General features: G+C 61.4%; 10 protein-coding genes. 8 read left to right on the forward strand and 2 right to left on the reverse strand.

Annotated elements, in window-relative coordinates; all coding sequences use genetic code 11:
* Nucleotides 1-82 precede the first annotated feature (82 nt).
* Complete coding sequence (gene dnaE, locus JQ863_RS05415; protein WP_204113289.1) at nt 83-3,601, forward strand: DNA polymerase III subunit alpha; 3,519 nt, start codon at nt 83-85, stop codon at nt 3,599-3,601.
* 71 nt (nt 3,602-3,672) lie between these two features.
* Here the strand turns inward: dnaE and JQ863_RS05420 are convergent, their stop codons facing one another.
* Nucleotides 3,673-3,867 carry a SlyX family protein gene (locus JQ863_RS05420; protein ID WP_204113290.1) on the reverse strand — a complete coding sequence of 65 codons (195 nt, stop codon included), beginning with the start codon at nt 3,865-3,867 and terminating at the stop codon, nt 3,673-3,675.
* A gap of 102 nt (nt 3,868-3,969) precedes the next feature.
* Between JQ863_RS05420 and JQ863_RS05425 the strand changes: the two genes are divergently transcribed.
* The 4 genes from JQ863_RS05425 to hisG all read left to right on the forward strand — a co-directional run bounded on the left by JQ863_RS05425 (nt 3,970) and on the right by hisG (nt 8,178).
* Nucleotides 3,970-4,767, forward strand: coding sequence for a crotonase/enoyl-CoA hydratase family protein (locus JQ863_RS05425; protein WP_204113291.1), 798 nt, complete (start codon nt 3,970-3,972; stop codon nt 4,765-4,767).
* A 146-nt stretch (nt 4,768-4,913) separates the two neighbouring features.
* Complete coding sequence (hisS, locus tag JQ863_RS05430) at nt 4,914-6,404, forward strand: histidine--tRNA ligase (RefSeq protein WP_204113292.1); 1,491 nt, start codon at nt 4,914-4,916, stop codon at nt 6,402-6,404.
* Entirely contained in the window at nt 6,404-7,489 is a 1,086-nt protein-coding gene (locus tag JQ863_RS05435) for an ATP phosphoribosyltransferase regulatory subunit (RefSeq protein ID WP_204113293.1), read from the forward strand. Before hisS ends, JQ863_RS05435 begins: the two co-directional genes overlap by 1 nt.
* The gene (gene hisG, locus JQ863_RS05440; protein ID WP_204113294.1) at nt 7,486-8,178 is read left to right on the forward strand and encodes an ATP phosphoribosyltransferase; all 693 of its coding nucleotides are present in this window, start codon (nt 7,486-7,488) and stop codon (nt 8,176-8,178) included. Before JQ863_RS05435 ends, hisG begins: the two co-directional genes overlap by 4 nt.
* Before the next feature lie 2 nt (nt 8,179-8,180).
* Here the strand turns inward: hisG and JQ863_RS05445 are convergent, their stop codons facing one another.
* Nucleotides 8,181-8,612, reverse strand: coding sequence for a DUF1489 family protein (locus tag JQ863_RS05445; protein ID WP_204113295.1), 432 nt, complete (start codon nt 8,610-8,612; stop codon nt 8,181-8,183).
* 101 nt (nt 8,613-8,713) lie between these two features.
* Here JQ863_RS05445 and JQ863_RS05450 point away from each other — a divergent pair, with 101 nt between their 5' ends.
* The 3 genes from JQ863_RS05450 (at nt 8,714) to JQ863_RS05460 (ending at nt 13,246) form a co-directional block, all read left to right on the forward strand.
* Nucleotides 8,714-10,993: an adenosylcobalamin-dependent ribonucleoside-diphosphate reductase gene (locus tag JQ863_RS05450; RefSeq protein ID WP_204113296.1), complete on the forward strand. Its 2,280-nt coding sequence runs from the start codon at nt 8,714-8,716 to the stop codon at nt 10,991-10,993.
* 154 nt (nt 10,994-11,147) lie between these two features.
* Nucleotides 11,148-12,062: a lipid A-modifier LpxR family protein gene (locus tag JQ863_RS05455; RefSeq protein ID WP_204113297.1), complete on the forward strand. Its 915-nt coding sequence runs from the start codon at nt 11,148-11,150 to the stop codon at nt 12,060-12,062.
* Nucleotides 12,063-12,169: 107 nt separating this feature from the next.
* Nucleotides 12,170-13,246: a Hint domain-containing protein gene (locus tag JQ863_RS05460; protein ID WP_204113298.1), complete on the forward strand. Its 1,077-nt coding sequence runs from the start codon at nt 12,170-12,172 to the stop codon at nt 13,244-13,246.
* The last annotated feature ends 6 nt before the right edge of the window (nt 13,247-13,252 follow it).

Genomic DNA, 13,252 nt, shown 5'->3' on the forward strand with positions numbered 1-13,252 from the left:
TCATATTGAAGAAAGCGATTTACGCGCCGTTTTCCGTGACAGGCCACTTCCCCCCCTTCTGCCACCGCTCTAGGATGGCCGCATGAGCAGCCAGCCCCGATTCATCCACCTTCGCACCCACACCGAATACTCGCTTCTGGAAGGCGCGGTGCGGGTGAAGAAACTGCCCGACATGTGCAAGGCGGCGGACATGCCTGCCGTGGCTGTCACCGATACAAACTCGATGTTCTGCGCGCTTGAATTTTCGGTCACGGCCAGCGGCGCAGGCATTCAACCGATCATCGGCTGCCAGGTCGACGTGACCATCCCTGGACAGGCCGAGACCGGACGCGGCCAGCCCGCCGCACCCGCGCCCGTGGTTCTACTGGCCCAGAACGAGGCCGGATATGAGAACCTGATGAAGCTCTCGTCCTGCCTTTATGTCGACAAGGGCGGGCAGTTGCCTCAGGTGACGGTGGATGAGCTTGAGATTCATAGTGCCGGGCTGATCTGTTTGACGGGCGGACCCGAGGGGCTTGTTGGCCAACTTCTGCAACAGGGGCAGCGCCCGGCAGCCGAGGCGTTGATGACCCGGTTGCACGGCATCTATGGCGACCGGCTCTATGTCGAGTTGCAGCGCCATCCCGGTGACAATGGCCTGCCCGAGGCCGAGCGCCTGACCGAGCGCCCGTTTGTCGAGATGGCCTATGCCATGGACATCCCTCTGGTTGCCACCAACGATGTGTATTTCCCAAAGACCGACATGTACGAGGCGCATGACGCGCTGATCTGTATCGCCGAGGGCGCTTATGTCGATCAGCAGGAAGACCGCCGCCGCCTGACCCCGCAGCATTATTTCAAATCGCAGCAAGAGATGGTGACCCTGTTTGCCGACCTGCCCGAGGCGATCGACAACACGGTCGAGATCGCCAGACGCTGCGCGTTCATGGCCTATCGCCGCGATCCGATCCTGCCGAAGTTTGCCGATGACGAGGTCGCCGAACTGCGCCGCATGGCCAATGAGGGCTTGCAGGCCCGGCTTGCCGTGATCCCGCACGCGGTCAGTGTCGAGGAATACCAGGAACGGCTGGAATTTGAGCTTGGCATCATCGAGGGTATGGGCTTTCCCGGGTATTTCCTGATCGTTGCCGACTTTATCCAGTGGGCGAAAGATCACGATATTCCGGTAGGTCCGGGACGGGGGTCAGGTGCGGGTTCGCTTGTGGCCTATGCGCTGACGATCACGGATTTGGATCCGCTACGCTACAGCCTGCTGTTCGAACGGTTCCTGAACCCTGAACGTGTCTCGATGCCCGACTTCGACATCGACTTCTGCATGGATCGCCGCGAAGAGGTGATCCGTTATGTTCAGGAGAAATACGGACGCGACAAGGTCGGCCAGATCATCACTTTCGGTGCGCTTCTGTCCAAGGCCGCCGTGCGCGACATCGGCCGCGTTCTGCAGATGCCCTATGGTCAGGTCGACCGCTTGTCCAAGCTGATTCCGGTCGAAGGGGTCAAGCCGATGTCGATCGCTGACGCGCTGAAAGAAGAGCCGCGCTTGCGTGAAGAGGCCCGCAACGAAGAGGTCGTGGACCGCCTGCTGAACTATGGGCAGCAGGTCGAGGGGCTTTTGCGCAATGCTTCAACCCACGCCGCAGGCGTCGTGATCGGCGACCGCCCTCTGGATGCGCTTGTTCCACTCTACCAGGATCCGCGCTCGGACATGCCGGCGACGCAGTTCAACATGAAATGGGTCGAACAGGCCGGGTTGGTGAAGTTCGACTTTCTCGGGTTGAAAACCCTGACCGTGATCCAGAACGCGATCGAGCAGATTCTGAGCTCGGGCCGCGACATCCACATTGCAGCCGACGGGACCCAGCTCTATGAGCCGCCTGAAGGAGCGGTGAACGAGATCAACGCCATCCCGCTGGATGACGAAGCCACCTTCAAGCTTTACTCCGCCGCCAAGACTGTCGCCGTGTTCCAGGTGGAATCGACGGGCATGATGGATGCGCTCAAGCGTATGAAGCCGACCTGTATCGAGGATATCGTTGCGCTTGTGGCGCTCTACCGCCCGGGCCCGATGGAGAACATCCCGACCTATTGCGAGGTCAAGAACGGGCTGAAGGACATCACATCGGTCCATCCGCTGATCGACCATATCCTTGAAGAAACCCAGGGCATCATCGTTTACCAGGAACAGGTGATGCAGATCGCGCAGGTCATGGCGAACTACACCCTTGGCGGCGCTGACCTGCTGCGCCGCGCCATGGGTAAGAAGATCAAGGAAGCGATGGACGCCGAACGCCCCAAGTTCGAAAAGGGCGCGGCGGAAAACGGGGTCGACGCGAAGAAAGCCTCCGAAGTCTTCGACCTGCTGGAGAAATTCGCGAACTACGGCTTCAACAAATCCCATGCTGCGGCATATGCGGTTGTCTCATATCAGACCGCCTGGCTGAAGGCGAACCACCCGGTCGAATTCATGGCCGGGGTGATGAACTGCGATATCCACCTGACAGACAAGTTGGCGGTTTACTTTGAAGAGGTGAAAAAGGCGCTGGCCCTGCCATATGTACCGCCCTGCGTGAACCGCTCCGACGCGACCTTCAAGGTGGTTGACGGTGCGCTGGTCTACGCGCTGGGCGCGCTGAAAAACGTCGGTGTCGAGGCGATGCGCCTGGTTGTCGAAGGCCGCAATGTGGACGGGGTGGAAAAGCCGTTCGTGAACCTTTTTGACTTCGCCCGCCGCGTCGATTTGAAAAAGGTTGGCAAGCGGCCTTTGGAAATGCTGGCCCGCTCGGGTGCGTTCGACCAGCTTGATCCGAACCGTCGCCGGGTTCTGGAAAGCCTTGATGCACTGGTCAGCTACTCCGCCGCGATCTTCGACCAGAAGGCGTCGAACCAGGTGTCGCTGTTTGGCGAGGCGGGCGAGGACCTGCCCGAACCGCGCCTGGCGCCGGTGAATGACTGGCTGCCCGCCGAGCGGCTTGACGAAGAGGCCCGCGCCATCGGTTTCTTCCTGTCCGGCCACCCGCTTCAGGACTATATGGCACCGCTGAAGCGCAAGGGTGTCCTGACGCTGGACGAACTGTCCGAAAAGGCGCGGGGCGGGGCGCTGGTGGCCAAGATCGCCGGCCGCGTCTCGGGGCGGCAGGAACGTAAATCCGCACGCGGCAACCGCTTTGCCTTTGCCCAGCTCTCGGATCCGACCGGCGCCTACGAGGTGACGATCTTCAGCGAAACGCTGGAAAAATGCCGCGAACACCTTGAGACCGGATCAAAGGTCGTTGTCACGGTCGAGGCCACGATGGAATCCGATCAGCTGAAACTGCTGGCCAAATCCATCGCACCGGTCGACATCATCGTGGCGGATGCCGGAAGTTCCGGGTTGAAGATCTTCCTTGAGGACGCCGCCGCCGTCGAACCTGTGGCCGAGGTGCTGGACGGCGCGCGCCAGACCATCCGCAACGGCGGGCGCGGGCCGGTTGTGTTCTGTCTGATGTCGCCTGACCTGCCGGGTGAAGTCGAATTGGAACTGGACAGCGAATATCCAGTGAACCCGCAGATCAAGGGTGCGATCAAATCGCTTGCCGGGGTGATGGAAGTGGAAGAGTTCTGAAATCCGGGCTGCATGCCGCTTTTTACTGGTTCCAAATACCCGAATCCGGCCTCGAAACACTCGGTCAGGTTTCAGTAATGCGGTGGCCGTTCGTCGCCCAGCACCACGCCTCCGCCACCGTCCTGCTCCCGGTGTGCTTCCCGTTCCAACAGAAGCTGAACGCGGCGCGTCAGAAGCGCGATCTCCTTGTCCTGACGGGCAATCACGTCGGACATCTCCTCGACCACGCGGGTCAGGTGGGCGATCTGTTCTTCGAGTTTTTCCATGTGGCCTGACTAGTCCCGCCGAACGAGGCGGTCAAGCGACGCGGCGTTTTCCTTGCCCGGGTATCAAGCGGGGTGCTGAACTTTTGGCAGGGAGGACAAGCCATGACGGTCACCATCAGTACGCGCGATCGTGTCACCACGATCACGATCAACAGGCCAGATGCCAGAAACGCCGTAGACCCCGCCACCGCCAGGGCACTTTTCGATGCGTTTCTGGGCTTCGAGGCGGACGAGGGCGCAGATGTCGCCGTCCTGACTGGCGCAGGCGGGCATTTCTGCGCCGGGTTCGACCTGAAGGCCGCAGCGCGGGTCGACGGGGCCGATTGGATCAAGGCGGTCGATATCCCCGAGGATTGGCGGGACGCCGCACAGCAACCAATTCCCGGCCCGATGGGGCCCTCGCGCCTGATGCTGTCAAAACCGATCATCGGCGCGATTGAGGGCTATGCCGTGGCGGGCGGTATCGAACTGGCGGCGTGGTGCGACATGCGCGTTGCCGCTGAAAGCGCGACGTTTGGTGTGTTCTGCCGACGGTGGGGTGTGCCGCTGATCGATGGCGGCACGGTGCGGCTGCCACGTATCATGGGGCAGGGGTGCGCCAATGATCTGATCCTGACGGGCCGTCCCGTCGGCGCGGTCGAGGCGCAGGGCTTGGGGCTTGCGGACCGGGTGGTGCCGGAAGGAACGGCACTTGAGGCGGCGCAGGCTTTGGCCCGCGACCTGACCCGCTTCCCGCAGACCTGCATGCAGGCCGACTTCCTGTCTGCCCGACCCGATGGGGCGGCTCTGGCCGATGCCCTGCGGCGCGAGTGGCGCTCGGTCGCAAGTTTCGCCGCCGAGGGCGCGGCGGGCGCGGCCCGTTTCGCATCGGGCAAGGGCAGGGGGGGGAGATTTCGGTGATATCTGAGCCGAGGTGAGGGGGCTGTCTGCCCCCTCACACTCCCCCGAAGGTATTTGCGGCAAGAGGAAGGGGGGGGCTTTGGCTTGCTCCTTTGGGGGGCTTCCGTTAGATGCTGCGGCAAAGCCTTCCGGCAAGGACAGTGAGCATGGCCAAAGTGAAAAAGACCCCCCGTCCCAAGGCGGAGACGCCCAAGGGATTCCGCGACTATTTCGGCGCCGAAGTTTCGGAACGCGCCGAGATGCTTTCCAAGATCGCGGGGGTTTATCATCATTACGGTTTCGAGGCGCTGGAATCGAGTGCCGTCGAAACGGTCGAGGCGCTGGGCAAGTTCCTTCCCGACGTTGATCGCCCGAATGAGGGCGTGTTCGCATGGCAGGAATTCGATGAAAACGACAAGGGCGATTGGCTGGCGCTGCGCTATGATCTGACCGCCCCGCTTGCACGGGTCTATGCCCAGCACCGAAACGACCTGCCGACCCCTTATCGCCGCTTCGCAATGGGCCCGGTCTGGCGCAATGAAAAGCCGGGGCCGGGGCGGTTCCGCCAGTTCTATCAATGTGATGCCGATACCGTGGGCACCGCGTCCATGGCCGCAGATGCCGAGATCTGCGCGATGCTGGCGGACACGCTGGAAACCATGGGCATCCCGCGCGGCGACTACATCGTGCGTGTGAACAACCGCAAGGTTTTGAATGGTGTGCTTGAGGCAATGGGCCTTGGAGAGGATCAAGCCGCGCGCGACAATGTTCTTCGCACAATCGATAAGTTTGACAAGGTGGGCGAACAGGGCGTGCGCGAATTGTTAGGCAAAGGACGGCTGGACGCGTCTGGTGCTTATATTGACGGTGTTGGCCTGAGTGACGAGCAGGCTGAACCCGTGGTGGCCTTTCTGACGTCAAAGGCCGATGATCCGGCGGGTACATTCGCAAATCTGCGCGCTGCTGTCGGAGGGTCTGCAATCGGTGCCGAAGGTATCAACGAGCTGGAACAGATCGCTGAATTGCTGGCGGCAGGCGGATATGGCGCGGACCGGATCGAGATCGACCCCTCGGTTGTGCGTGGGCTTGGCTATTACACTGGCCCGGTTTTCGAGGCCGAGCTGACCTTCGAGATTTTCGACGAAAAGGGGCGCAAGCGCCAGTTCGGATCGGTTGCCGGGGGCGGGCGGTACGACGACCTCGTCAAGCGGTTCACCGGTCAGGCAGTCCCGGCGACCGGGGTTTCTATCGGTGTCGACCGCCTGTTGGCGGCACTGCGCGAGAAAGGCCGAATTGGAGGCGTTGCAACCGGACCTGTGGTTGTCACCGTGATGGACCGTGACCGCATGGCTGATTATCAGGCGATGGTGGCGGAACTGCGCAATGCCGGTATCCGCGCCGAAGTCTATCTTGGCAATCCGAAGAACTTTGGCAACCAGCTCAAATATGCCGACAAGCGCAACTCGCCCGTGGCGGTGATCGAAGGCGGCGATGAGAAAGAGCGTGGCGTGGTGCAGATCAAGGACCTGATCCTTGGCGCAAAGATTGCACAAAGCGCCACGCTGGAAGAATGGAAAGAACGTCCCAGCCAGTTCGAAGTGCCGCGCGGCGACCTTGTCTCCAAAGTGCGCGAGATTTTGCAAGGGCAGGATGACTGATGCCCCAGCGAGCCAAGATCAGGGCGCGGGCCGAAGACCTGCGTCAAGGCTTTGAGGCGGTCGGCGCGACCCGTGTTGAGACAGCGGTTCTGCAACCCGCCGAGACGCTTTTGGACCTTTACGGAGAGGACATCCGTGGCCGGGCCTATGTCACGTCGGATGCGCTGAGGGGCGAACAGATGCTGCGCCCCGACTTCACGGTTCCCGTGGTGCAGATGCATATGGAACACGGTGCGGAACCAGCGCGCTATACCTATTCCGGCAAGGTCTTCCGCCGCCAGGAAGACGACGACAGCCGCGACAACGAATATGTCCAGGTCGGGTATGAGGTCTTTGACCGCGAAAACCCGGCGGCGGCGGATGCCGAGGTGTTTGACCTGATCCGCGGGGCAGTCAATCATCTTGATCTGCGCTGTGCCACAGGCGACATCGGTATCCTGAAAGCCGCCGTGCAGGGGCTTGAGACCACTGAACGCCGCAAGGCCGCGCTGCTGCGCCATATCTGGCGGCCACGCCGGTTCCGGTCTTTGCTCGATCGGTTCTCGGGGCGGGTGGCCGTTCCAGCAAGCCGGGTGGCGCTTCTGGCGCAGGATGATCCGATGGATCACGGCTTTGCCGATATCGGGTTGCGCAGCCAGACCGAGGTCGCGGCGCGTATCGAAGCGCTGCGCGAAGATGCCGACGCCGCGCCGATTGCTGCCGGACAGGTGGCGCTGCTGGATCAGTTGCTGAACGTCCGCGAGACGCTGCCCAACGCGCTGGAACATCTGCGCGATATCGCAGTCGATATGCCAGCGATCACCGAGGCGGTGTTCTGTCTTGAGGACCGGATCAGGGCACTTGCCGCGCGCGGCATTGACGTTGAGACGTTGGAATTCGAAGCCAGCTATGGCCGAAGCCAGATGGAGTATTACGACGGGTTCGTGTTCGGCTTCTATGCCGGTGCGCGGCCCGATCTGCCACCGGTCGCAACGGGTGGGCGCTATGACGCGCTGACCCGCGTTTTGGGGCAGGGGCGCGAGATTCCGGCAGTCGGCGGGGTGATCCGTCCCGGCCTTCTGGTGCTTCTGGAGGGCGCGGAATGACGATCAAGCTGGGTGTGCCGTCAAAAGGGCGGCTTATGGAAAAGACCTTCGACTGGTTTGGTGCGCGCGGTGTTGCCCTGTCACGCACCGGGTCGGACCGGGAATATGCCGGGGCGGTCGAAGGGGTCGACGGGGTGGAACTGGTGCTGTTGTCCGCCGGTGAGATTCCGCGTGAACTTGCGGCGGGGCGCATTCATCTGGGCGTTACCGGCACCGACCTGATCCGCGAGAAACTGGGCCGCTGGGACATGCAGGTCGGGGAATTGGCCGAACTTGGCTTTGGCCAGGCCGACCTGATTATCGCTGTGCCCAATGCCTGGGTCGACGTTGACACGCTGGATGATCTAGATGCCGCCTGCGCCGCTTTCCGGGCCGAGCACGGATTCCGTCTGCGGATTGCAACCAAGTACCATCGGCTGGTGCGGGAATTCCTGCGCGACCACGGCGTTGCGGACTACCAGCTGGTCGACAGCCAGGGCGCGACCGAAGGCACGGTCAAGAACCTGACTGCCGAAGCCGTGGCCGACATCACCTCGACCGGCGAGACGTTGCGCGCCAATCACCTGAAGCTGCTGTCAGACGGGTTGGTACTGAAATCGCAGGCCACGTTGTTCAAGTCGCGCGCCGCGCCGCTGTCGGACCAAGACCGCAAGCGGCTGGACCAGTTGATCGATCTGTTGCAGGTCTGAGATCAGCGGACGCCGATCTCGGCAAGCGCGGCAGCAAGCTCGCTTGGAATGTCATCGTCTTTTTGACCAGAGCCGCGCAGGTCTGCGGGGCTGTCTTCCGGTTTCAGATACCGCCAGCCTTGAAACGGGCGCTTCAACGCGGTGGCCGTGCGGATCAGCCCCGGTTCCAGCACGATGGCGCAACGCCGGATACCATCTGCGCCGATGACCTCTTCCAGCCCCGTAATCCGCTGGCGGCATTGGATCGCGCCCTTGATGACCCAGTAAATCGATCCGCCGTTCAGGATCTCGGCCCCGCGTTTGGGCCACATGCGCGTGACATGACGCGGGATGCCGTCCGCCCAGCGTTCATGCGCCGTGGCTTGCCACGCTTCCAGCGATTCAACGCTTTCCGAGCCGACAGACAGTTTTACGAGGTTTACGAACTTATCCACAGATTCCCCCACATCGAAAGCAGGATATGGTAGTGGATTCGGGGATCGCTTCAAGGTATTGTGGAATCCTCTTTTCGAACAGGATGTCTGGGAATCACTGCATGAGCCGTTTCGCCGCCCCCATCGCCGAGTCCATCTGGGACATGAAATACCGCTTCAAGCAGGCGGACGGGACGCCGATCGACAAGACGGTTGAGGATTCATGGCGCCGGATTGCCCGCGATCTGGCGGCGCAGGAAAAAGAGCCGAAAGTCTGGGAAGACCGTTTCTATGCTGCTCTTGAGGATTTCAAATACCTGCCGGCGGGCCGGATCACCGCCGGCGCTGGCACCGCGCGCAATGTGACGCTGTTCAACTGTTTCGTGATGGGCACGATCCCTGATTCGATGGGTGGTATCTTCGACATGCTGAAAGAGGCCGCGCTGACCATGCAACAGGGCGGTGGCATCGGTTACGATTTCTCGACCATTCGGCCACGCGGCGCGGATGTGAAAGGGGTCGCGGCAGATGCGTCGGGGCCGTTGTCCTTCATGGATGTCTGGGACGCGATGTGCCGCACGATCATGTCCGCCGGGTCTCGGCGCGGGGCGATGATGGCGACGATGCGCTGCGATCACCCTGATATCGAGGCCTTCATCACCGCGAAGTCCGACCCCGCCCGCCTGCGCATGTTCAACATGTCGGTTCTGGTCACCGACCCCTTCATGGAAGCGGTCAAGGCGGACGGACCATGGGAGTTGAAGTTCGGCGACCGGGTCTATCACACGGTTCAGGCGCGTGACCTGTGGAACAAGATCATGCAGTCGACTTTTGACTATGCCGAACCCGGTGTCATCTTCATCGACCGGATCAACCAGCTGAACAACCTCAACTATTGCGAACAGATCGCGGCGACCAACCCCTGCGGTGAACAGCCCCTGCCACCCTATGGCGCCTGCCTTCTGGGGTCGATCAACCTGGCGCGGCTGGTCTCTAACCCGTTCGAGGACGGGGCCGATATCGACAATGACGCCCTGGCTGACCTCGTGGCGGTTGCGGTGCGAATGATGGACAACGTGGTTGATGCTTCGCGCTTTCCGCTGCCCGAACAGGCCGCCGAGGCTCAGGCCAAGCGCCGGATCGGGCTGGGCGTGACGGGCCTGGCTGATGCGCTGTTGATGATGGGGCTGCGCTATGGCTCGCCCGAGGCCGCTGAACAGACCGAGCGCTGGCTGCACGCCATTGCCCGCGCGGCCTATCTGGCGTCGGTCGATCTGGCCAAGGAAAAAGGCGCCTTCCCGCTGTTTGACCGCGACAAATATCTGTCGGGTGGGCTGGTCCAGCACCTTGACGACGACGTGAAGGCCGCGATTGGCGAACACGGTATCCGCAACGCGCTTCTGACCTCGATCGCACCGACCGGGACGATCTCGCTTTACGCCGGGAACGTGTCATCGGGGATCGAACCGGTCTTTGCCTATGCCTACACGCGCAAGGTGCTGCAGAAGGACGGATCGCGGACCGAGGAAGAGGTCGTCGATTATGCGGTTCAGATGTGGCGCGACAAGTTCGGCGATGCCGACCTGCCCGACTATTTCGTCAATGCCCAGACTCTGGCCCCGACCGATCACGTACGGATGCAGGCCGCAGCACAGAAATGGGTGGATTCGTCGATCTCGAAAACCATCAACTGCCCCGAGGACATCAGCTTTGACGCCTTCAAGGACGTTTACATGCAGGCCTGGGACACTGGCTGCAAGGGCTGCACGACCTACCGTCCGAACGATGTGACAGGAAGTGTTCTGGCAGTCAGCGAGAAAGAGGACCAGGCACCGGGCGAGAACCTCGCCGACCATGTGACCGATGGTGAAGTTATCTACATGTCCGAGCCGCTGGAGCGGCCGAAATCACTGGAAGGCGCGACTTACAAGCTGAAATGGCCCGACAGCGAACATGCGATCTATCTCACCGTGAATGATGTTGTGATCAATGGACACCGCCGCCCGTTCGAAGTCTTCATAAATTCCAAGAACATGGAACACTACGCCTGGACACTGGCGCTGACGCGGATGATCTCGGCGGTTTTCCGGCGTGGGGGCGATGTGTCTTTTGTGGTTGAGGAACTGAAAGCCGTGTTCGACCCGCGCGGCGGGGCGTGGATGGAAGGCAAATACATCCCGTCGATCCTTGCCGCGATTGGCGGTGTGATCGAGCGTCACATGATCTCGATCGGCTTCATCGAGGGGGAAGGCATGGGGCTGAAATCCGACCCGAAGGCACAGGTCATGGCGGTTGGCGAAACACCACGCGGCAAGGCCTGCCCGTCTTGCGGCCAGTATGATTTGCAGATGGTTGAGGGCTGCATGACCTGCATGAGCTGCGGACACAGCAAATGCGGCTAGGAATGATGTGCGGCGGGCGAAATATGCCCCCGCTATTCACCTTATTTTGCCCCACTGTTGCCTGAATGACTCGGTTTCCTGACAACCAAGGGTAGGCGCGTCGCGCCCGGTTTGGTAGTTTGCCCCTCGCTGGGGAGAGAACGGGATTTTGAGAATGTTGGGCCGTATTGCCTCTGTTTTTCTTGTGTTGTTGTGCTTCGCCGGCGCGGTCAGTGCCCAAGACCGGCAGAACATCGGCTATGGCCGCCTGATAACCAACGATCTGATCGGCGACGGCCACGACCGCTGGCGTACCGGAGCCATCGTTTCAAGCCGGGTACGCGGCTATGACTGGACCGGCGGTCTTCCGACGACACCTGGAGAGTTGATCGAACTTCGCTGGCGCGCCGAGATCATCTCGCCGGCGAACCTGTCTGCGTTCGATCCGACAGATCGCCGCTATGCCGGGACGCTGGGCTTTGGCGCCTTTACCCATTGGGATGCCGCCGGGTTCGATTTCAAGTTGGGTGCGGAGCTGGCCTTGATCGGTCCGATGACACGGCTTGATGATTTTCAGGTCTTTGTACATGAAACCTTCGGTATGGTGCCGCCGTCCGATGCGGTTGTTGCCAACCAGATTGGCAACCGGGTCATGGGCAATGCCGAGTTTGAGGTTGGCCGCAATGTTTTCCTGGGGGACTCGGTCACGCTGCGCCCATTCGTGTCGGGGGCCGTCGGACCAGAAGACATGCTGCGCGCCGGTGTTGACCTGATCGTCGGCAAGGTCGGACGCGGAGAATTGATGCTGCGCGATCCCGTCACTGGTCACCATTATCGCGCGATCCGATCCGGCGCCGAGGGGTTCAGCCTGGTGCTTGGTGCGGATGTTGCCAAGGTTTTCGACAGCGTTTATCTGCCCGAGTCTCAGGGCTATCAGTTGACGGATAACCGGCCTCGTGTGCGTGCGGGCCTTTTCTGGCAGGGCGAAAAAAGCTCGGTGTTTTATGGCGCAAGCTGGCTTGGGGAAGAGTTCGAAGGCCAGGCCGACAGCCAGATCGTGGGCGCAATCCGCTTGAACTTGCACTTCTAACACACTGTGTGGCAAAGCGAATCTGACGCTGATTAGGGTCTTTTCAGGGTGATTCGCCTCTGCTAACCTTGCTGCAATAAAAAAGACTAAAGGCAGGTTATCAGGCAATGAGGACGGGCTTTCGTGGCACGTTCGTCATCTCCTGGTCACAGACAGAACTGGACGGTCAAAGGGCTGCACCGATGCAGGCGCTACAAATGGGCGCGGCGTGGTCCTGGCATGGGGATGCTGTTCGAGTGGACGGTCCCGGTGAACTGTTGCGGCTGGATGGGGCAGAAGGCGAGGCGGACGTTCGCAAACGGGCGGCGCGCATGGTGCATCGGCTGGTTGGGGCAGCGATGGACGGTGCAAAGACGCTTGCTGATTCCGCAATCGATACCGGAGTTGAGCATGAACCGCTGCTGGATGGCGGTTTTGTAGTAACCGACGGGTCGCGCAGCTATGGCGTCACCGCGATCCCGGTGGCGGGCAATCGGCCGCTGTTGATGTTTATCGACGAACTGCCGCCCCGCAATGTGCCGCTATGGGTGGTGCATCAATCCCTCGACAACCTGTTGCCGAAATCTGCGTCGCAGCTGGATGGCGGAGTGATCTGTTTTACCCCCGGCACTGTGATCGCAACACCTGACGGTCCGCGTCGGGTTGAAACCCTGCGCGAGGGCGATCGCGTTTCGACAAAGGACAATGGCGCACAAGAGGTGGTCTGGATCGGCAGTCGCAAGATGACCGGCGCGCGCTTGTTCGCGATGCCACGCCTGCGCCCGATCCGCATCCGCGCAGGCGCACTGGGGATAGAGCGCCCGGATGACGAGCTTGTGGTCTCACCCGAGCATCGCCTGTTGATCGAAGGCCCTGTCGCCCGTGCGCTGTTCAACACCCCGGAGGTCATGGTCGCCGCCCGCGAACTGGTCAACGATCACAGCGTGATTGTCGATCACCAGATGAAGACGGTCACCTATGTCCACCTGCTGCTGCCCAATCATGAGGTGCTTTGGGCCAATGGCGTGGAAACCGAGAGCTTTCATCCGGTAAGTGCCTCGCTTGCGGCGCTTCAGGACAGTGACCGGGAACGTCTGCTGCGGCTGATGCCGGAACTGGGGCAGGACCCGCACAGCTATGGTGGATTTGCCCGGCGTTTCCTCAGCGCCTCCGAAGCGGCGATCCTTCAGCACGAGGCGGCCTGATCCGAA

This window comes from Shimia biformata, assembly GCF_016888515.1.
Taxonomy (GTDB): Bacteria; Pseudomonadota; Alphaproteobacteria; order Rhodobacterales; family Rhodobacteraceae; genus Shimia_A; species Shimia_A biformata.

Bases quoted from the DNA above. Each gene is read 5' to 3' on its own strand.
- JQ863_RS05425 (WP_204113291.1), top strand. From the start codon at position 3,970: ATGACGGTCACCATCAGTACGCGCGATCGTGTCACCACGATCACGATC.
- JQ863_RS05450 (WP_204113296.1), top strand. From the start codon at position 8,714: ATGAGCCGTTTCGCCGCCCCCATCGCCGAGTCCATCTGGGACATGAAA.
- JQ863_RS05455 (WP_204113297.1), top strand. From the start codon at position 11,148: ATGTTGGGCCGTATTGCCTCTGTTTTTCTTGTGTTGTTGTGCTTCGCC.
- dnaE (WP_204113289.1), top strand. From the start codon at position 83: ATGAGCAGCCAGCCCCGATTCATCCACCTTCGCACCCACACCGAATAC.
- JQ863_RS05460 (WP_204113298.1), top strand. From the start codon at position 12,170: ATGAGGACGGGCTTTCGTGGCACGTTCGTCATCTCCTGGTCACAGACA.
- hisG (WP_204113294.1), top strand. From the start codon at position 7,486: ATGACGATCAAGCTGGGTGTGCCGTCAAAAGGGCGGCTTATGGAAAAG.
- hisS (WP_204113292.1), top strand. From the start codon at position 4,914: ATGGCCAAAGTGAAAAAGACCCCCCGTCCCAAGGCGGAGACGCCCAAG.
- JQ863_RS05435 (WP_204113293.1), top strand. From the start codon at position 6,404: ATGCCCCAGCGAGCCAAGATCAGGGCGCGGGCCGAAGACCTGCGTCAA.
- JQ863_RS05420 (WP_204113290.1), bottom strand. From the start codon at position 3,867: ATGGAAAAACTCGAAGAACAGATCGCCCACCTGACCCGCGTGGTCGAG.